Raw genomic sequence first — 18,588 nt, forward strand, 5'->3', positions numbered from 1 at the left:
GTCTGGCCAATGGTCGGCGTTTGTCGGCCCTACTGGGCGAGACGTTGCCCAGGCAACAGCTCGCCACGCTACCTGTACTGGCGCACCAGACGCTGGTAAGCGAGCAGCACGCGCTGCCGCATTGACCCCACCGGCGGCCCGCCGCCACAACGCGTTGCCATGCATGGCTCGGCGGCGAGCCGGGCCATGCGGGGTAACCGCGTACCTGACGACGCCGATTCCGCGAAATAACAACAACAAACCGGAGAAGCGCCATGAATCAATACGAGCGCCTGATGATGATCGCACTGGGCTTTATCCTCATATACGCCGCGATGCTGATATTCGGCACGCCATGAAACGTACCGGCAGCCCGTGAAAGTCAGCGGTGCCCGAGGACCGCCGGTCAGATAGCGCCCGGTTTTCATCTGGAATCAGGCCCGGTCGGCAGCGAATAGGGGTACTCACCGGCGCGCAATAGCTCATCGAGATGAGCGCCGACACATCCATCAGCAAACTGGCCGCTCGCGATAATGCGAGCGGCCTGAGCCTTGGACAGGCCGCGATAATGGTTATTTGCATCCGCTGTAGCGATAGCCATCTCGCGAATACCGGAGACGAACTCCGGGCTGACGTATACACCCGCCCGATTCGCCGCGATGGCACACACGCCCCATCCAGCAATCAACTCGACTACGGACCAAGCCCAATAGCAACCGGCTAGCTGGTCCTCGGCCGCGGCTTCACTTTCCTCGGACAGCTGCAACGGAAAGTCTGGCCGGGGGACAGGCCATGCGGCCTCTTTCCAGGGTTCCGCGTACCGCTGAAAACCCTCGAAAACGTTGCTCGAGAACTCGAAGGCCTTCGGCAGTCTGAATGACACGCCTCTTGCCGGCGCCGCCGCAGCAGATGCTCGGATTCGTTCCATGGCGCCGTATTCGACGCCCCGAGCTGTGTTGTAACGGGCCGCCGCCCGGTAGGCCGAGGCTTCATCCGCGAAGTAGCGATCGGCGACGCGCCAGCCACCGCCGACGTTGGCCACAGCCACGGTCAAATGCCAGTCACCCTCGATTGGTGCCGGTGCCCAGCACCACAAGTACCGGCTGAACTCTCGCGTTGCTCCTCGCAATTGCGGCTTGAGCAGCGTCCGGCAACCACGAGGCTTTTTGCTATCTACTTCCGAGTTTCCCATGTGAGCTTCTCCATTAGTCGATGGGATGGAGTCGCTACACTGGCTCGGGGCCCGACAGCCGCGATGGCGACGACTCTTGCCGCGTCAGGATCTGTCACGCCGTCGGAAGGGTGGCTCAGGATGGCCGTAAACTGCCAGAGATTCGATGGAATACTAGTTCGTCACCGCTAACACGTGGCTTTCGGCCTTCGAACCGGACGTCATTCCAGCTCAAGTTCCGTTCCCAAGCGTTTTTTATAGCTCGGGTCCCGATAAATCGTCTCACCATCTCTGCTTTCTATACGCCCCGTAGGACGGTAACCGCCATCCCGCACCCGACGCGTGCCGCCGGCATCAGGCGCACTGATCTCGCCCACGGGCTGGTAATTGGAATCCCGGACGGTGTAGCTGCCGTCATCCCGCCGGTCGAGGCGATACTTCACCCGATACTGGTTATCGCGAATGACGTAGTCGTCGCCCCGCTGCTGGATATCACCCTGCCGCTGGTAGCTACTGTCACGGATAGTCCCGGTATCGCGGTCGCCGTACTGGAATTCCGAGAGGGTCCGCATGCGGGGCTCACCGGTCGCAACGCAGCCGCTCAGGAGCACGCCCGCGACTAGCAATGACAGGAGCTGCAATGCGGGTTCTTTCAATCGGTTGATCTGGCTCATGGCATCCGCTCCCGAGACGTCGAGACTAGCCGCTTGGCAATTTTCGCGTCAGGCTGCCCGGTAGACACCGCTCACCCTGAGACGTTTGCTGCGCGCTGTCCATTGTCGGCAGATCAATCCGACAAGGCGTGTCGAGACAGCCCAGGAAACGTCACGGAGAGATCAGATATGGCCACCTCCCTGCCGGAAACATTCGCCTGGTTTGAGTCGCAGCCGCTCAAGGATCGGGAGCGCACGAGAATTTGCCAGTGCGGCACCGAGCAGGTCATTCGTCGGTCGAGAGACCGCAGTCGCATGCGGGCGGTCATGCTCAGCCTGGTGTTCGTCGATCAGTTCGTGCATCAGCATTACGGCAGCCTCCATCCCCGGTTCCGCGAGTGCTACCCCACCCCGCAGCTGGCAGACCACGCCTTCCACGGTCACACTTCGCCCAGCTGGCTGGTTTATTCGCGCTACGAATACGATCCGAAGCCGGACTGGTCGCTGATTGCTGCCACCCTCCGCGATTGCCTGGATGACGCCAGAGCCTGGCTCGAGGCCGAGTCCGGCGAGCCCAAGCCGGACTTCTGGGTGCTCGTGCGATACGAAATCAAGCGCGAGTTCGAGTGGCAGCACCTGGATGATCTGATGGCGGTGTTGCCCTGAACACGGGCCCGTCCAATCTCGGCGACGCATTTGCAGGGCCTCGGTAGCGCTGCTAGTCTTCACTTTGCGCCGATTTGAGCTCAGATTGCGGGCGCGTAACAAATGCCGCTAAAGCGACCTGAAAAGGCCCGCTTTGGCGTATTCGCTGAGCGGGTTTTTTATTGTCCGGATGCCGGGCAGCCGCCGATTTAAGTACCAACTTGCGGGCGGGATACAAGTACGGCTAAAGCGGCGGTATCCGGTTCACTCCCCGACCGACACCTGCCGGTGTTTCTGTTCGGGGACGAGGAATCGGATCATGACGCAGCGCTATCTCTTCACCTCCGAGTCGGTCTCCGACGGCCACCCCGACAAGCTGGCCGACCGCATCTCGGATACCGTACTCGACCGCTGTCTGACGCTGGACGCCCACGCGCGGGTCGCCTGCGAGACCCTGCTGGCCGACAACCTCGTGGTGGTGGCCGGGGAGTTCGGCTTTCGCGACGACCGGCACTTCGAGCAGCTGCGCGGCGAGCTGGACGGGCTGGTCCGTGGCGTCCTGCGCGAGACCGGCTACGACGACAGCTTTCCCGGCATCGACCCCGACCGCTGCGAGGTGCTCCTGCGGGTGCACGGCCAGTCGGTGGAGATCGCCGGGGCCGTCGTTCACGAGGATGGCGAACTCGGGGCCGGCGATCAGGGCCTGATGTTCGGATACGCCTGTGACGAGACACCGGAGCTGATGCCACTGGCCATCCGCCTGGCACACCGGATCATGCAGCAGCACAAGCGGCTACGCGGGGACGGCACCCTGCCCTGGCTGCGGCCGGACGCCAAGGCCCAGGTCACGCTCGGCTATGAGGACGGACGCCCGGCGACTATTGAAACCGTAGTGGTCTCCACCCAGACCGATGGCACCCTGGATGAGATCGAGCTCCATAACCAGGTCATGCAACAGGTCGTGGCGCCGATCATGCCCAAGGCCCTGATGCGGCCCCATTCCCAGTGCCTGGTCAATCCCGGCGGGCGATTCGAGGCCGGCGGCCCCCATGCCGACGCCGGGCTGACCGGGCGCAAGATCATCGTGGACACCTACGGCGGCAGCTGTCCGCACGGTGGTGGCGCTTTTTCGGGGAAGGACCCGACCAAGGTCGATCGGTCAGCGGCCTATGCGGCGCGATGGGTCGCCAAGACGGTGGTGGCCGCGGAGCTGGCGTCGAAGGCCACCGTGCAGCTGGCCTATGCGATCGGCCGGGCAGCGCCGGTGTCGGTGCGTGTGGATACCCATGGCACCGCCAGTGTTGATGAAGCCGACATCGAAAAGGCCGTCCATCGGGTCTTCGATCTGTCACCGGCGGGTATCATCCGGGACCTCGAGCTGACGCGACCCATCTATGCGGCAACCGCAGCCTTCGGTCACTTCGGGCGGGAGCTGCCGGAATTTACGTGGGAATCGACAGCCCGGGTCGATGCGCTGCGGGCGGAACTCGGGCTCGGACCCGGCGCGCCGGAAAAGCAGCGGCAGCTGTCCCGCTTCATGAAGGAATTGCATGGCGCCGGGCAGGTCAGCGACGAGATGCGCGCCTGGTGGGCGAATCGCTACTGATGTTGACCGGTGGCGGTCGCGCCCATCACGGCAGCGGCCGTGTGCCGGGACAGGTCGATGGCGGGAAGGCCCGCCTCGGCCATCGCCCGGCCGAGCTTTTCGACGAGATCGGGATTGTGCTCGCTCGGCGACGGGGGTTCCCGCAGGATCCAGCAGACGGCGGGGATGCTGGGGCCGTCGAAGAGTTCGGCGATGACGGCTTCCGGTCCGTAAACATCCAGGCCAGAGTCCCGGTAAAGCTCGTGGATTTCAGCATGGGTAAGCGAATAGACCACGCCGTACGCCTGCCCCCCGGGTTGCCTCAGGATCGTCGAGCGTGCACCGATGCAGAGACGGTGATCCCGGACGACCGCCCGTCTTGGATTTCGTGGTGCCACACCACGGTGCCGCAGCATTTCCGCGCTCATGTATAGGCCGTAGAAAAATATATCGACCGCTCGAGAAGCTCGGCAATCACTCACGCAACACATACTCGCAAAATGAAAGAAAATACTCTGAAGCCCTTGGCATGATTATCCTCCTGGCCTTGCTTCCTGGTGCTTGGCTCGGTGATTTTCTCGTCAGCCGCAACCTGCCCCCCGACGATGATTGGGCGAACAAGGGCTTTGCGTTAACGACCCTCTGCCTGTTCGTTCTGAACTGGTATCTGTTTCGGGTCATCGCAGACATGCATCCATCTATCCGGACATTTTTTACCGAAAATTTCGCCGGCTCATGCGCAACGTTTTTCTCGTTCGGTTTTCTATTCGTACTGGAAGCGAACGCCTCCACTCGCCTCCCGGTCCCCGGCTGGCTGTACTTCGCGCTGTCGATAATTCTCAGCTTGATTGCTTGCATGGTGTTTTTTCATCTAGCGCTATTTATTCAGCGGTGCGGCCACAGGCCGCGAGCGGTGTAGGCCCGCCAAGGCTGGAACGGACTGCAATTGATTGTTAGATTCTTCTTCATCAAAAGAGCATATTTATCAAATAACCGAGCCCATATACAAGACTTACTATAATAAGATCTTGTACATAGAAAAACGAATACATTTTGGCAACACCGGAAATCCCGTTTCTACGCCTTGAATCTCTAATAAGGTTAAACCTGACGGGGTTGAATGACTTCAGTATGCACACAATAGCTGCTAGTGGCAGAACAAAGTAGAAAGGAGATTCTGTGAAGCCAATGTAAGCAGCCAATATATAGAGAATATATCGACTGAAAGAAATCATCTCTATAGCTAGCAAGTACGGGTTTATAGGGGTATCTAGCTTATCTGCGCCGGTCATTTTGTCCACTTCTGTTTGGGGCGCAAATAAACCAATTTTTAAGGCTGGCCACGTCACAAGCACCAAAAGCGGGCTTGCAACAACCCAGCGCCAGACACTATTGAAGTACAAAACTAGAAATACAGCTAATCCGAATGATAATATCGCCACTGTAATGGGCACAAATCTTGAGTTCATATTTCCTTTGATACCTACTCAGAATCTAACGTCCGATAAAAGAGACCTCTAGTACGCTATCGTCTCAATGCGCGTCGCGACTGCGGTGGAGTTCCCAGGGTTTCTTGGACACTGTAACGCTTAAGGCCATAAAGCCCGAGGTGAAATGTGCCCAGGAAGAATGGATCCGGCGACGTTCGTCGCAAGTACGAATTCATCAAGGCCAACCATGGCAAGTACAAGATTCGCATGATGTGCCGGTTGCTGGACGTGGCACCAAGCGGGTACTACGCATGGCTGAATAACCCGATCTCAACCCGTGACCGGGAAGACGCCCGGCTGCTGCGTTTGATTCGAGCGTCGTTCAAGGAGAGCCAGGGCGTGTATGGCGCACCTCGCGTCTTTCTCGACCTCCGAGAGGCAGGGGAGACTTGTAGCAAACATCGCGTCGCAAGGCTCATGCGGGAAAACAATATGCGAGCACTGGCCGACTATCGCACGCGGCGGTACGTCGCTGGCAAGCCATTCGAGCTTATTCCGAATTTGGTCAAGCGAAACTTCCATGTGTCGCAGCCTGATCGCGTCTGGGTGACCGACATCACCTATATCCGCACGTGGGAAGGCTGGCTCTACCTGGCCGTCGTCCTGGATTTGTTTTCAGAAAGGTCATCGGATGGGCGGCGCGGCAAACCATTCGTCGGGAACTCGTGCTGGATGCCGTTCTGATGGCGGTGCGTCAGCGTCACCCTGACAAGACGATCGTGCACTCCGATCAAGGATCGCAGTACGGCAGCGACGACTGGCGGCGATTCTGTCGAACGAACAAGCTTGAACCGAGCATGAGCCGTCGTGGCAACTGCTGGGACAATGCTGTTGCGGAGTCTTTCTTCGGCAGCCTGCAGAAGGAGCGCATCAAGAAGCGAATATACAAAACGCGTCAGTTAGCCGCTGACGATATCTCTGATTATATTGAGTCGTTCTACAATCGGACGCGGCGGCATCAGCATATCGGCGGGGTCAGTCCGAACGATTTTGAGACAGCTGCAAACCGGCCGAATCCAGACGTCCACTAAACCCTGGGAACTCCAGGTTGTGGGTCAGCCGGATTAGCCAGTCGGCGATGCGCGCGTTGTCCGCCGACCGTTTGGGCTGGTAGCGGTAGCAGGTCGGGCTGATCGACAGGGCCGCGCAGACCAGTCGGATGCTCACACCCCGGGCGGCGACGATTTGTCGGGCCATCTCACGCCGCTGAGATGGCCTTACCATTTTCCCTTGATCACCTCCTGGCGAATCTCGGCCTTGAGCCGCTCCTCGGCGTACATCGACTTGAGCCGGCGGTTTTCGCTCTCAAGCTCCTTGAGCCGCTTCATCAGCGCGGCGCCCATGCCGCCGTACTTGCTGCGCCATTTGTAGAACGTCGCACTGCTCATGCCGTGCTCGCGGCAAAGATCGGGCACCGGCACGCCGTTCTCGGCCTGCTTGAGAATCGCCAGGATCTGGCTGTCGCTGTATCGGGATTTCTTCACGGGAGCCTCTTCGGTCCAGACTACGAGAAAATTCCACTTCTAAACAGCACTAATTTTCGGGGGATTACCATCTCCCGCCCGCTGGAAGTACGGCGTGGCGATCGGAAACGTACTGCGCAGGAAGGCCCGGACCGCATCCTGCAACTCATTGGCTATAATCGCCAGTAGCAACTCGCCGCTCAAGTACCGATCACCCTGGAAGATTAGCCAGACTACCAGCCGGGCGCATGCGGGCGCTCGCCCAACCGCTACGCGACACAGCCGATTTATAGCCTGCTATAGATCCTTCATCAATCCGCCTCAATCAGGCGCACGAACTCCACTAAACCACAGGCTTCCAGCCGGCTCAGGAAATCCGCCCTTGCCATCGGCGGCTTTCGCAGATCCGAACGCTGTGCCTCGACGATCGCGGCAACTCGTTTTGGGTTCAGGTAGTACAGATCACAGGCGAACGTATCCGGGTGGACGCCCTCCAGGGCATATGGCTCCAGGCGTTCCGCCGGAAAGTCCTTCAGATTATGCGTCACGATCAGCGCCGTTCGTGCGCGCACGGCGGCCGCCAGCACATGCCGATCACCTGGATCGGGAAGATCGAGTCCGGGAATCAGACCCTCGTAACCATCAATGGCCGCGTCCGGCAGTGCTTCATCCATGGCATCACGCCGCCGAACCAAGTCCTCCCGCGTCAGATCCGGCCGATCCGCCAGCAACGCACGCATCCATTCTTCGTGGATACTGTCGGACCAGCTGGCGCGGTAAAGCCCGGCAATACAAAGCCGCACAAACAGATCCGTGAGCGGCGCCGAATACAGCACGCTGGCATCCAACACCGCCGGAAACCGGCCCGAACTGATGCAGCTCGCCATTCAGTCGTAGCCACCCAGCTCCTGGCCGAGCTCGGTCAGCCGGCGGGCGGCCTGCTCGAACTCGGCTTCCATCACATGCTTGTGCGCCACCACGTCCGCCATGCGCAGGCGACGGTGGCTGCCCACACGCCGGCAGGGGATCGTGCCGTCCTCAACCAGCTTGATCACGAAGGGGCGCGACACGTTCAGAATATCCGCAGCCACCTGGGTGGAGACCTCGGCGTCATAGGGCGTCAGGCTGATCGACCGCCCTTCGGCCATGTGATCGAGAATCGTCAGCAGCAGTCGGGCGGTAGACGGGGGCAACTCGATGTCCTGTGTCTCGCCATCCTCGATAACCAGTCGCGACCTGACGCCCTGGGCATTGTCCTGATGACGGAATGCGTCCATCAGCACAACCTTCCCACGGTGAGCCAGTTCCCGGTCCGCCTCGCTCGGTACCAGTGGTTCGTCTGCATGGTGGCTTGTGGGTGCGGATTCCGCGATCGACGTCATGGCATGCTCCTTCTCGACAGCACGGATGATCCCGCGCATGAGTCACAGCATACTATACGAAGCATTCGAACTGAACGAAATAAGTGAAGGAGCATGACGCAATCAGACGCCAACTCGAACATGTACAAACCATTCGTGACTCACCGCGTCCGGAATCATTGATCAACTGAATCAATACACTAGAGGCAAATAATGGCGAACAGTCCCCAGGCACAACAGCCATGCGCAACCGGGAGTTGCCTTGAAGACTAATGAAGTGACACTATATACGGTGTCAAACGGAGAGCCGAATGTTGCTTGACGAGACGCGCGAGCGACTCAAAGCGTCCAAGAAAAGCATCCGATGTCGCGAACTGGTCGAGTTGATGGAGTCACTGGGCTTTGATATGCGTGACGGTAGCCGAGGCGGACACAAGATATACACACACCCGCACCTGCCTGACTTCTGGTCATCCAGCTTCAACTGCGGTCACGGCAAAGACCCCGAAATCAAGCCGGCATACATCACCAGAGTCCTTCGCGTGCTCGGCGACCACGACTCTGACTTACGGGCCTATCTGAATGGGCAGCACCCCGACACCGAGTGACGGAGGAAGCACTATGTTTGATCCCAATCGCTACACCATTACTGTCCGCAAAGGCGACTTCGACGGGGAAACCTGCTTCGAGGCCACCGTACGGGAACTGCCGGACGTGGCCGAATACGGCGACACGTTCGACGAAGCCTACGCACTCGCGGTGGATACCATTGCGACCACGCGCGATGCGCTGGCAGCAATGGATCGCTGCATGCCGGCGCCCTATGTGCCGGCGGAAAGCTTTAGCGGCCGGGTCACGCTACGCCTGCCGCGCAGCCTGCACCGCACGCTCTATGCAACAGCCGACGCCGAAGGCGTCAGCCTGAATCAGCAGATCGTGAATGTCCTGAGCTACTGGAGTGGTTACGCCGCGGGCCCGGCCCACCCGGTGGAGACCGCAAGTGGATGGCAAGTTCAGGCCAAAGCGGACAATCGTCCTCAGAACCATCACCTGAAGATCGTATCCCGCAATGACTACCCGGAACAGACCGTAAACGAGGCCGCCTGCTGCTGATGACCGACACGCCCCTGCAACGTGCGATCGATGCGCTGAGCATCCGGGACGTTTTCATCGTCCAGTCCGAGTCCTGGCTTGCCGACGAGTTCGAGCCGCAATACAGCCCCGGCATCGAACACATGGAAGTGGCCTGGAAACACAATGTGATGCAGTCTCAGGTCGCCACCCTCGAAGCGGACACCGGCGAAACGCAGCTGCTATTCCGCGTCATGGTCGAGCTGGGCATGCGCCTTAACATTCCGGCCAGCAGCAATGGGACCTCGCTGCCGGAAGTGCCGGACAAGGCGGCCGACGAACCCTTAGTATGCGCCTGCGTCGAGGCCCGCTTCGTCGCCGAATACGCGATGCAAGAAGACTTCGAGGAGGAGGCCAAACGCGCCTTCGCCCTGAACAATGCCAGCTACCACATCTGGCCCTACTGGCGGGAATACCTGATGAGCCAGTGCACGCGCATGAACTTGCCGAAGGTCACGGTACCCGCTGTACAGTTCTCGCGGAACGCCGAACGCGACGCGAGAAGCCGGAATTAAACAACTGCCCCGACGCCTTCGGGAGAAGGATCGTCCGGCCTCCCGGCCTCCAGCGATGCTGTCCTCGTCGCGTGTTTTGGTGTGGATGCCGTAGGCAATGCCCTGGTTCAACTCGGCGGTTTGCGCCCTGCGTAGCAGGCCAACGCCGCCTTGAAGCGCACGCCAAGGCGCCGGCAATAGCGAGGATCTCCCTGCTCTTCGACCCATCTCAGATGCGAGTTAGGCAGGATTAAGGACTTCCCCGATATCCGGTAATCCCCTATTTCTAGCGCTGCCCAAAAGTGGCATCAAGCTGCTTACAGATAGTCCAGCCTGCGCCGAAGCCAGCCATAGCCGATTCGCTCCTGCTCCAAGCGTAGATTGGTTCCCAACTCGTTGTCGCGGATAGCGCGGAACAGGGTCGCTTCATCTGAGGCCAAGCGGCTCGGCTCGCCGGTGAAACGCCGGTCTCGAGGCTCGCAGCCCCACAGATCGCGGTGGGCGTCCAAGACCTCCCGGTCCATGAGCAGGGATTGTGCATGCAGCAGGTGGTGGCGCAAGCGATCGAGGATGGCGAAGCCGTGCGTGTCGATATCCCCCCAGTAGTGCACGTCCGTCCGGTGCAGCCACGGAATGGCACCGAGGTGGTCCAAGGCGTAGCCGAGACCGAAGATGACCAGGCTACGCGGATGCCGGGGGAAAGCGAGACCGTTGATTTCGTTCTCGGTGATGAAGACCCGCTCAACGGGCGTCGCCCACAGATCGACGGGTAGGCGCGCGAACTCATCGACGGACACGGTCAGATCGCTCAGACCATGCAAATGAAGCCCGGTATCCAGAAAGCGAAAGCGTAGCCGCACCGGGCGCTGGCGCAGGCCGTACCGAGCCTCGAAACCCCGGGCGCCAGCGTGGTGGCGGTCGATGGCATGCTCCGGGAGGACTTCGTCGAGCAACTCACCGAGCAGGCGACGACGGTTCTCGATGAGCTTGGTATGGACACCGGGGATGTCGAGCTGGCGCATGTAGACATCCGGCCGAGGATTCTCGCGGAACCAACCAACCACGGCGAGCAGGGCCGGCCAGTCCTCGGCATGGCGCAAGGCGGTAAGCGGCTTGCGGGCAAGCCATTCTAGGAGTCCCGGTTGCTTCCGCCGGGCGAGATCGACCAGCGCCGCGAAGCGCTCGGCATCGCGCTGGCGGCCGATCAGTCGCAGAGCGTCAGCAGCGGTGGGCACGAAGGCGCCGACCGGCAGGCGGTTGCCGCCGTGCACCCGGTTGCGCACCTCCCGCCACTGAAGCTCGTAGCCGAAGCCGCGCCCCTCGCGGCTGCCCTCGCGCAGCTCGCGGATCCAGTCGCGCACGGCATCGAAGCGTTGCGCCACCTCGCCGCCCGTGGGCCCGCGCAGCCGCAATGACAAGGGGAACTGCGCCTCGCCGGTGATCTGCCCGGCGAGGATGGCGCCGCAGCGCCAGTACTTTTCCACCTGCGCCCGCAAATCCGCGGGGGTGGCCCACTGCCTCTCCCGGCTCACGGCACCTCGATGGCGCGCGGCGGTGCCCCTGCCACGCGCGCCGCCTTCTCCGCGTGGTATTCCTCGATGGTGAGGTTTCTCACCATGGCGCGCCGGCCGTCCGGCGAGTGGACGAAGCCGACGCTGGCCACGAAGGGCTCGATGATGTGGATTTTCTGCAGCGGCGTGACGATAAGTAGCTGCAGGTTGAGCCGCTGGAACAGTTCCAGCCCGAATCGCGCCGACTCGTCGGAGCCGCGGCCGAATGCCTCGTCGATGACCACGAAGCGGAAGGTGCGCGAGCGCCGCACGCCCCACTCCAGCCCGAACTGGTACGCCAGGCTGGCGGCGAGCACGGTGTAGGCGAGCTTTTCCTTCTGGCCGCCGGACTTGCCGCCGGAGTCGGTGTAGTGCTCGTGGGCGGTGTCGTCCTCCCGCCACTTCTCCTCGGCGGAAAAGGTGAACCAGTTGCGCACGTCGGTGACCTTGCGGCGCCAGCGCCGGTCGGCCTCGGCGGTGCCCTCGCGGCCGCGCAGCCGCTGGATGATCTCGCGCACCTGCAGGAACTTGCTCTCGGAGTAGGCATCGTCCTCGTCACCGGCGAGGGTACCCTCGGTGCAGGCACGCAGGTCGCGCTGGAAGTCGCGGATGTCCACGTCGGGCGCCGGCTCGGCGAGCAGCTCGATGTAGCGGCCCTGGTTGAAGTCGATGGCGTGCAGGGATTTGTTGATCGTGTCTATGCGCTCGCGGATGCCCTGGCGCTGCCGGTTGAGATGGGCCTGGAAATTGGCCACCTCGCGGATGGTGTTCTCGTTGAGCAACTCCTTGAAGCGCTGCTCGAAGCGCGGCAGGTCGTCACCCTTGAGCGCACGTAGCAGGGCCGCATATTCGCCGGCGGCGGCAAGGTCGGCATCCATCTCCTGGGCCTGCAACGGCCATCGGCTGCGGAAGTCGCTCATGGCGCGAACCACGCGTTCGCTGAGACGGTCGAGCTGCTTGCCCTCCCGGTCGATTTGTGACTGCAGCCAGCGACGCATCTCCGACTGACAGTTATCGCAGGATTCCACCGTGATCTGGCGCTCGCCCAGGGCCTCGGGGCGCAGCTCGTCGAGCCGGGGGAAGAGTTGCGTGCGCTGCCGCTCGCTCGCCGTTCCGAAAAGCTGCCGAGCTTCGCTGAGCGTCTCTTCGGCACGCTCATGGCGCTCCGTCAGCCGGCTGCGCTCGTCCCTGGCCTGCTCCAGCTCCGTCCCCGTCCGCTGCTGCTCGGCCTCCAGTTCCTCAAGCTGCTCCCGCAGCTCGCGCAGCCGGTCCGAGGTGCGCTCCAGACGCGTCTTCTCGTCCTCGAGACGGGCGATTTCGGCGGCGATGCCCTGCCAGTCCAGCTCGCGGAAGTCGGCGAACATCCCCAGGTTGCCGACGGCTTCGGCGCGCTTGCGGAACTGGTCGATCCTGCCCTCAAGCGCCGTGATCCGGCCGCCGGTCTCCTGCATGCGCGCCTGCAGGTCCGAGGCCCGCTTTTCCAGCGCCTCGATCTTGGCCTCGTTGGACCAGCCGAGGATGTAGCGGGAACGGTCGTCGATGCGGTGACGATCGTCCTTCTCGTGGCGCTCGCCGCCGGCCTTCGTCTGCCCGGCCCGGGTGATCGCCCGGGGCTCGCGCCGGAAACGGTCCAGGTCGGCGCAACAGGCGTAGTCGAAGCGCCGCGCCAGCTCCGTCTCCAGCCAGGCGTAGAACGCGGAGTCCGGCCGCACGGCCAGCTTGCGCACCAGCGAGTCCGGATGCAGGTCCGCCGGCCCGCGTTCCCGACGCTCGCGCACGCGGTAGTAGACGAGGCGGCCGCGCAAGTGCGTGCGGTCCACCCACTCGGCCACCGCGCGGTAGCGCTCGTCCGGGACCAGCAGCGACAGGCCGAAGTTGCGCAGCAGGCGCTCCGCGGCACCCTCCCAGTCGCGCTCGTCGTCGCGCACCTGGATCAGCTCGCCGGCGAAGGGCAGCGTCTCCGCGTCCAGCCCCAGGTCGTCGCACAGCCGCTGCCGCAGATCGAGCATGGCCGCGGGCAGGTTGGAGCGGCGCTGGCGCAGCGATGCCAGCTCGGCCTCGATCTCGTCGTGCCGGGCCTTTAGCTCCCGGAACTCGACCACGGTCTCGGTGTGCTCGTTCTGGGCCTGTACCGCATTGGCATCGGCAGCGTCCCGCTCCGCGTCCAGGCAGCGCCGGTTGTCGATGAAGGTGTTGGCATCGACGGCCTCGGGGAAGTCGAGCTGCCGGGCCAGCGCGTTGTAGCGGTCGGCACGCTCTCGGCGCGCGCGCTCCTCCTGGCGGCGGGCCTCGATCTCCCGGGCCAGATGCTCTAGGCGATCGCCGCCGTGCGCCGAGATGGCCTGCTTGAGCTCGTCGCGCCGTCCGTCCTGTTCGCGTCGCCGTTCCTCGAGCGCGTCGATCCGGCTGCCGGCGCGCGCGAGATCGCCGTCCAGCTTGTCGATGCGCCGTTCCAGACGCGCCGCCTTCAGCCCGGCGAACCAAGGTTCCAGGGAGTCGCGGCATTCGCGCCACTCCTCTACCTGGGCGCTCAGCTCGGCGTGGCACTCGCTGTCGGCGACCAGCGGCTCCAGCATCTCGATCTGCCGGCGGGCGCTCACCACTGCGTCGTGGGCCCGGTTGAGATCGTCGAAGTGCGCGATCAGGGCCTCGATCTTGTCGTCCACCGGCGCCGCCTCGAGCATGTGGCCCCGCACGAACTCGGTGAGATTGCCGACGGACTTCATGGACACGGTCTGGCTGAACAGCTCCAGCGCCTGCTCGCCGCCGATGCCGAAGCGGCGGCGGAAGGCCGCGCCGTAGGGCGGGAAGGTGTCGTGCACCTCGACGCCCTCGGTCGCGCGCAGGCGCTTCTTGAGGGCATTGAGATCGCTGCCGAAGTCGGCGAAGTGGTCCTTGATCGTCAGGGCCGCATCCGCCACGACATAGAAGCGCTCGGGCTGGCCCTGGTCCTTGATCCAGAAGACCTGCGCCAGGGTGACGCTGTGATCGAACCCCTCGTTGCGGAACTGGCCGAGGATCACCGAGTAGCTGTTGTGGTCGCGCAGCGCCACCGGCCGGACGCTCACGCCCGAGGCATCGCGCTCGGACTTGTAGTAGCCCTGGACGTACGAGCGCAAGGAGCGCTCCCTGGCCTCGGCGCCGGCGGCCTTGTTGTAGGTGATCCGCTGGGCCGGCACCAGCAGCGTGGTGATGGCGTCCACGAGGGTGGACTTGCCAGAGCCGATGTCGCCGGTGAGCAGCGCATTGTCGCCGCCCGGCGCGATACGCCAGACCCGGTCGTGGAAGGTCCCCCAGTTGTAGACCTCGGCGACGTGCAGACGGAAGCCGGCGCGCTGCTCGGAGCCGGCGAAGTCCAGCGGCTGCGATTCCATCACGCGCCCCCCGTGTCATCGGGCCCATTGCCTTCGATGTAAGCATGATAGCTGCGCAGGCGCTCATCGAAGTCGCCCAGCCATTGCGCATCCACGAACGCCTTGAGAATGCGCCGGACCTCGTAGCGGTGCTCCTGGCCCCGCATCCGCCGGAGCATCCCGAGCTCGACGACCTTGTTGATATGCGCCTCCATGCGATCCAGCAGTTTCGCCTCGTTGGCCGTGTCGGGCAAGAAGACCCGCATCTGCTCGGCGATCTCTTCCCGGGTCAGCACCAGCCGGGCATCGCCGCCGGCGGCGTCGTGCTCCGCCAACTTCTTGCGCAGCAAGGCCAGCAAGAGGCTGACCGGGTAGCTGAGCTGGCGGCGAGCGACCAGACGCGGCAGTTCGTCGCCCTCGTCCGGATCCTGGGGCCGCTGGCGCAAATAGCCATACCCCTCGGCCTCGTCGAGGATCAGCTCTAGGCCGAGCACCGCGACGTAATCGCGCACCCGGCCCTGTAATTCCAGCATCTCCTGCCAGATTCGCGGCGCCGCATCCGCGTGCAAGACGCCCCGAAACAGCGCTATCAGGACCGGCGAAAGGCGGGCGTCGGTCCGGCCGTACCCGTCTTGCTCGCGCGAAGAATGATCGGTCTCGCTCATCATGCCCCTCGGGTGAACAACACTCTCGGCAGGGTCGCGCGCCGCCGCATCGCACCGCTGTCCGCCCATGACACCTCTTCCGTATTGCTGTCGTCGATCAGAGCATCGGCATCGTCGCTGGCGAGCGCGAGGTACGTCACCAGTTCGGCGAGCCCCTGCTCTAGAGGATGGGCCTCCAGAATCCTCGCCAGGCTGACCGGCGAATGGCGGCTCAATGCCTGCCGTATTCGGCTGCGCAACTTGTTGCGGTCGACATAGACCTGCTCAAAGAGCGCCTGAGGATCGATTTCCTCGTCCCCTTCCACCAAAATCCGATCCTGGATCTCCGGCTTCAGGGGCGGAGTGAACAGAGGCCGATCCATGGGCAGCTCCACGGTCGGCGAGGGAGCATCCAGGGCCATCATGTCGCCGTCCGGCGTCCGCTCGCGCATCGCGACGGCATGCTGCTCGATCTCCCGGATCAAGTCCATGATGCGCTTGTTCTCGAGCCAGGCCTGATCGTCCAGGTAACGCCGCAGTTGCTGCGAGAGCTGGGCCACGGTGCGCTGCGTGGTCTCGCCGGCCTCGAGCCAGTCGTAATGAATGCGCCGCACACCGGGATCGGGGTCGAGTTCCGCCACGGCACTCAGGGACAAGGCACGCTCCAGCAGCCCGGTCAGTTCCTCCTGGCGGGCGGGCGACATGAGAAAGTCCCAGAAAGCCCGGAAGCTTTTGCCCTGATCGGACTCGGCGATGGCCTCCTGCTCGCCGAATATCTCCCTCAGCAGCTCGCCGCGCCCGCCCTCCCAGGTGGCGATACGCTCGCGCACCTGACGATCCAGCTCGCGGAAATTCTGCTCGACCTGCCGAAAATCGCCGAGCAGCGCACGGGCGGTCTGGGTCGCCTGGAGAAAACGCTCACGCAGCCGAGTCGCGTCCATGAAATCCAGCTCGCCCTCCCGGATCCGCTGGATCCGGGCATCAATCTCCGCGCGACGACTCTCCAGCTCTGAGATGCGCGCCTGCAGGTCCGTCTCGGCGCCGAGCACCAACTCGTGTAGCAGATCAAAGACCGTGCGCAACCGCGACTCGGCCCCGATGAATTGCGGCCGATGCTCGAGCTCCACGACCCATTGGATCGCCCGCTCCGTGGCCGGCATCAGGTCAAAGTGCGGCTCGTCGCTGTCCCGAGGATAGTAGCAGCGGAGCCAGCCCCGCTCGTCGGCGGCCCATTCGTTGAGATAGTCGCGGGCCGGCCTAGGATAGAGCGACTCCCCATGCTCGTCGCGCAAATGAAAGAGATAATCATCGAGCTGCGCGGCGAGCTCTTGCTCGCCCAAGGCCCGCACATTGGGCCGGATGAAGGCCTCGTGCAAAAAGCCAACGACTAGCGGCGCGTTGTCGACGGAAAGCAGCCGCCACGCCGGATGATTATGACGCAGGTATCGCGTCTGATCGTAATCCATCCCACGAATGCTATCAGTCCGCTATCTCGCCGAGTGATGGCATTTGGCGGCGCTCCACGGATGTCGCGGTTATCACTCGGCGCGGCCCGCCATCCAATCAATCTCCGGCCCTGAGAACTGTGCCTCGCGGCGGGACGGGAAGCTGTAGGGGCCGGGAGGCCACCGTTCATTTACTCTTGGAGCAGCCGCGTTAAGTCAGTCCGGCCCAACGCCGCGCACAGCGGTTCAGTGAGGGATCCAGCGGGTGCCGATCTCGACGTGCGGCACCTCCCTATTCCAGGGTGGTCCCGAAGACCCCGGCGGTCTCGTCGTCGCCAGCCTGACAATGGCCGTAGTCCGCTCGATGTACCTATACACGGAACCTCCTGGCAAGGCTCCACGAATAGGTACCAATCAGGAATTCGGCCGTCCTCGGCCTCTCGCCCCGATGGCACCCAGCCACCGCGGGGTATGCCCGCATCAAGTGCGGCATCCAGGGCGCCGCGATCCACCCCCGCCTGCGCGCCGGAGATAATCGACAAGGGGCCCGACACGCTCGGCTCTACTCCCATCAGCCGACCAGGCCGAGACGGCTGGAAACGTCTTCATAGCCGGGATCGGCAGCATAGATCCGCTCGAACTCTTCCCGGGCGCGGGTCTTCTTGCCGAGCGCGTCATAAACGCAAGCCCGCTCATACTGCACTGCGAGCAGGAATGCGTCGCTTCGATCCTTCTTTCGCCGGAATGCCAGGGTGAGCGCGTCGCGGGCCGCGGTGTGCAGCCCTAGCTCATGCAGAGCTCGCCCTTTCCAGTAGCAGATCGCGGCGCGGATTTCGTCCGTATTGTCGGCATCCCTGGTCAACGACACGACCCGCTGATAGGCGTCCGGCGTGGCGATTTCGGCCGCCAGAATCTCCACCATAGAGAGCGTGACCACCGAATCCTCGGGCTGAGCCGCGTGGATGGACTCGAGTACGTCGAGTGCCTCCGACCACTGCGCCGACATCTGGTAGGCCTCGGCCAGGGCCAGTGCGATGCCCCGGGCGGCTGGTTCGATCCGCGCATCGATGTGGTCGGTGATACTCAAACTGACGGTTGGCCGTATCTCGTACTTTCTGAACAACTCACCCAGCGTCTCCCCTCGGTCGAGGGCCGATGAGAAACAATCGATAGCCGCTTCCGGCTGCTGACGTTTCAGCGCCAGTACGCCGGCCATGAAGGCGGCGTCGGCCTGCGCCGTTGCCTGACTCAGGGTATTCCAGGCCCCGGCCTCATCCCCCTCATGGATCTGGCGAAGGCCATCGACGAAGGCTTCCTCCTCCGGCGGTGTAATCAATCGCCGGAAGAATCCGAGATCCAGGCGGTCGGCGGCACTCTCGCCTTCCGGTGCCGGTGATCCACGCTTACCGCGACGCCGATCAAGCGGATTGTGCTCGGTGTAATACAGTCCGCTGCCGGGGATACCGACCGTCCCGCGGGTGCCGGCGGTGCCGAAGGTGAACTTCGCACCGGGCGGGCCAACCGACAACGAACCACCCCACTTCGACAGGTTCAGCGTCAGACCCGGCGCAATCTTGAAGCGCTGGAAGAACCGAAGCGGCATGATCAGATTAGGAGTCCAATC

The 18,588-nt window shown here is 62.9% G+C and carries 17 protein-coding genes, 2 pseudogenes and 1 riboswitch; of the genes and pseudogenes, 7 read left to right on the forward strand and 12 right to left on the reverse strand.

Translation table 11 applies throughout. The annotated features are described in order from the left end of the window. Positions 1 to 403: 403 nt before the first annotated feature. Both RM531_RS15655 and RM531_RS15660 read right to left on the reverse strand, forming a co-directional pair. Positions 404 to 1,027 carry a hypothetical protein gene (locus tag RM531_RS15655; protein WP_311660633.1) on the reverse strand — a complete coding sequence of 208 codons (624 nt, stop codon included), beginning with the start codon at positions 1,025 to 1,027 and terminating at the stop codon, positions 404 to 406. A 344-nt stretch (positions 1,028 to 1,371) separates the two neighbouring features. Continuing rightward, positions 1,372 to 1,824, reverse strand: coding sequence for a hypothetical protein (locus RM531_RS15660; RefSeq protein WP_311660634.1), 453 nt, complete (start codon positions 1,822 to 1,824; stop codon positions 1,372 to 1,374). Between the two features lie 168 nt (positions 1,825 to 1,992). On the opposite strand from RM531_RS15660, the gene RM531_RS15665 reads away from it, so the two are divergent. After that, on the forward strand, positions 1,993 to 2,469 hold the full coding sequence (locus tag RM531_RS15665; RefSeq protein ID WP_311660635.1) for a hypothetical protein: 477 nt from the start codon (positions 1,993 to 1,995) through the stop codon (positions 2,467 to 2,469). A 56-nt stretch (positions 2,470 to 2,525) separates the two neighbouring features. Further along, positions 2,526 to 2,602, forward strand: a riboswitch (SAM riboswitch). A 165-nt stretch (positions 2,603 to 2,767) separates the two neighbouring features. Next, complete coding sequence (metK, locus tag RM531_RS15670) at positions 2,768 to 4,054, forward strand: methionine adenosyltransferase (protein WP_349255460.1); 1,287 nt, start codon at positions 2,768 to 2,770, stop codon at positions 4,052 to 4,054. On the opposite strand, the gene RM531_RS15675 is transcribed toward metK, so the two are convergent. Continuing rightward, positions 4,048 to 4,329 carry a hypothetical protein gene (locus RM531_RS15675; protein WP_311660636.1) on the reverse strand — a complete coding sequence of 94 codons (282 nt, stop codon included), beginning with the start codon at positions 4,327 to 4,329 and terminating at the stop codon, positions 4,048 to 4,050. The genes metK and RM531_RS15675 overlap by 7 nt on opposite strands. A gap of 233 nt (positions 4,330 to 4,562) precedes the next feature. Here RM531_RS15675 and RM531_RS15680 point away from each other — a divergent pair, with 233 nt between their 5' ends. Further along, entirely contained in the window at positions 4,563 to 4,952 is a 390-nt protein-coding gene (locus RM531_RS15680; RefSeq protein ID WP_311660637.1) for a hypothetical protein, read from the forward strand. Between the two features lie 727 nt (positions 4,953 to 5,679). Further along, positions 5,680 to 6,554 (forward strand): annotated as a pseudogene (locus tag RM531_RS15685) (IS3 family transposase); the annotation flags it as partial. On the opposite strand, the pseudogene RM531_RS15690 reads toward RM531_RS15685, so the two are convergent. The 3 genes and pseudogenes from RM531_RS15690 to RM531_RS15700 all read right to left on the reverse strand — a co-directional run. Next, positions 6,553 to 7,007 (reverse strand): annotated as a pseudogene (locus tag RM531_RS15690) (transposase); the annotation flags it as partial. The pseudogenes RM531_RS15685 and RM531_RS15690 sit on opposite strands and share 2 nt — an antisense overlap. A 290-nt stretch (positions 7,008 to 7,297) precedes the next feature. Beyond that, a complete protein-coding gene (locus RM531_RS15695) occupies positions 7,298 to 7,837 on the reverse strand; it encodes a VapC50 family PIN domain-containing toxin (RefSeq protein ID WP_349255461.1) in 540 nt (179 codons plus the stop codon). A gap of 36 nt (positions 7,838 to 7,873) precedes the next feature. Next, complete coding sequence (locus tag RM531_RS15700) at positions 7,874 to 8,368, reverse strand: excisionase family DNA-binding protein (protein WP_311660640.1); 495 nt, start codon at positions 8,366 to 8,368, stop codon at positions 7,874 to 7,876. A 290-nt stretch (positions 8,369 to 8,658) separates the two neighbouring features. Between RM531_RS15700 and RM531_RS15705 the strand changes: the two genes are divergently transcribed. From RM531_RS15705 to RM531_RS15715, 3 genes are read left to right on the forward strand one after another with little or no spacing between them, the layout of a single operon-like run. Further along, positions 8,659 to 8,955: a type II toxin-antitoxin system HicA family toxin gene (locus tag RM531_RS15705; RefSeq protein ID WP_311660641.1), complete on the forward strand. Its 297-nt coding sequence runs from the start codon at positions 8,659 to 8,661 to the stop codon at positions 8,953 to 8,955. Positions 8,956 to 8,968: 13 nt separating this feature from the next. Further along, positions 8,969 to 9,460 carry a toxin-antitoxin system HicB family antitoxin gene (locus RM531_RS15710; RefSeq protein ID WP_311660643.1) on the forward strand — a complete coding sequence of 164 codons (492 nt, stop codon included), beginning with the start codon at positions 8,969 to 8,971 and terminating at the stop codon, positions 9,458 to 9,460. Beyond that, positions 9,460 to 9,993 (forward strand): hypothetical protein, encoded by a 534-nt coding sequence (locus RM531_RS15715; protein WP_311660645.1) that lies wholly within the window; start codon positions 9,460 to 9,462, stop codon positions 9,991 to 9,993. Before RM531_RS15710 ends, RM531_RS15715 begins: the two co-directional genes overlap by 1 nt. A 296-nt stretch (positions 9,994 to 10,289) precedes the next feature. On the opposite strand, the gene RM531_RS15720 is transcribed toward RM531_RS15715, so the two are convergent. The 6 genes from RM531_RS15720 to RM531_RS15740 form a co-directional block, all read right to left on the reverse strand. Continuing rightward, the gene (locus RM531_RS15720) at positions 10,290 to 11,504 is read right to left on the reverse strand and encodes a DUF3322 domain-containing protein (RefSeq protein WP_311660646.1); all 1,215 of its coding nucleotides are present in this window, start codon (positions 11,502 to 11,504) and stop codon (positions 10,290 to 10,292) included. Next, the gene (locus RM531_RS15725) at positions 11,501 to 14,896 is read right to left on the reverse strand and encodes an ATP-binding protein (RefSeq protein WP_311660654.1); all 3,396 of its coding nucleotides are present in this window, start codon (positions 14,894 to 14,896) and stop codon (positions 11,501 to 11,503) included. The genes RM531_RS15720 and RM531_RS15725 overlap by 4 nt, the downstream gene beginning before the upstream one ends. Then, positions 14,896 to 15,543 carry a DUF4194 domain-containing protein gene (locus tag RM531_RS15730; RefSeq protein ID WP_432280517.1) on the reverse strand — a complete coding sequence of 216 codons (648 nt, stop codon included), beginning with the start codon at positions 15,541 to 15,543 and terminating at the stop codon, positions 14,896 to 14,898. The genes RM531_RS15725 and RM531_RS15730 overlap by 1 nt, the downstream gene beginning before the upstream one ends. Further along, the gene (locus RM531_RS15735; protein ID WP_311660651.1) at positions 15,540 to 16,985 is read right to left on the reverse strand and encodes a DUF3375 domain-containing protein; all 1,446 of its coding nucleotides are present in this window, start codon (positions 16,983 to 16,985) and stop codon (positions 15,540 to 15,542) included. Before RM531_RS15735 ends, RM531_RS15730 begins: the two co-directional genes overlap by 4 nt. 170 nt (positions 16,986 to 17,155) lie before the next feature. Next, a complete protein-coding gene (locus RM531_RS16165) occupies positions 17,156 to 17,536 on the reverse strand; it encodes a YpsA SLOG family protein (protein ID WP_432280518.1) in 381 nt (126 codons plus the stop codon). After that, a partial coding sequence (locus RM531_RS15740) for a DUF4236 domain-containing protein (protein WP_311660653.1) occupies positions 17,536 to 18,588 on the reverse strand: 1,053 nt, incomplete at its 5' end. The genes RM531_RS15740 and RM531_RS16165, both read right to left, overlap by 1 nt.

Origin of the sequence: Spectribacter acetivorans (assembly GCF_031846305.1) — a bacterium.
Lineage (GTDB): Bacteria > Pseudomonadota > Gammaproteobacteria > Nevskiales > Salinisphaeraceae > Spectribacter > Spectribacter acetivorans.

Coding starts and splice junctions, on each gene's coding strand:
- RM531_RS15660 (WP_311660634.1), bottom strand. CDS start 1,824: ATGAGCCAGATCAACCGATTGAAAGAACCCGCATTGCAGCTCCTGTCA.
- RM531_RS15665 (WP_311660635.1), top strand. CDS start 1,993: ATGGCCACCTCCCTGCCGGAAACATTCGCCTGGTTTGAGTCGCAGCCG.
- metK (WP_349255460.1), top strand. CDS start 2,768: ATGACGCAGCGCTATCTCTTCACCTCCGAGTCGGTCTCCGACGGCCAC.
- RM531_RS15680 (WP_311660637.1), top strand. CDS start 4,563: ATGATTATCCTCCTGGCCTTGCTTCCTGGTGCTTGGCTCGGTGATTTT.
- RM531_RS15700 (WP_311660640.1), bottom strand. CDS start 8,368: ATGACGTCGATCGCGGAATCCGCACCCACAAGCCACCATGCAGACGAA.
- RM531_RS15705 (WP_311660641.1), top strand. CDS start 8,659: ATGTTGCTTGACGAGACGCGCGAGCGACTCAAAGCGTCCAAGAAAAGC.
- RM531_RS15710 (WP_311660643.1), top strand. CDS start 8,969: ATGTTTGATCCCAATCGCTACACCATTACTGTCCGCAAAGGCGACTTC.
- RM531_RS15715 (WP_311660645.1), top strand. CDS start 9,460: ATGACCGACACGCCCCTGCAACGTGCGATCGATGCGCTGAGCATCCGG.
- RM531_RS15725 (WP_311660654.1), bottom strand. CDS start 14,896: ATGGAATCGCAGCCGCTGGACTTCGCCGGCTCCGAGCAGCGCGCCGGC.
- RM531_RS15730 (WP_432280517.1), bottom strand. CDS start 15,543: ATGATGAGCGAGACCGATCATTCTTCGCGCGAGCAAGACGGGTACGGC.
- RM531_RS15735 (WP_311660651.1), bottom strand. CDS start 16,985: ATGGATTACGATCAGACGCGATACCTGCGTCATAATCATCCGGCGTGG.
- RM531_RS16165 (WP_432280518.1), bottom strand. CDS start 17,536: ATGGGAGTAGAGCCGAGCGTGTCGGGCCCCTTGTCGATTATCTCCGGC.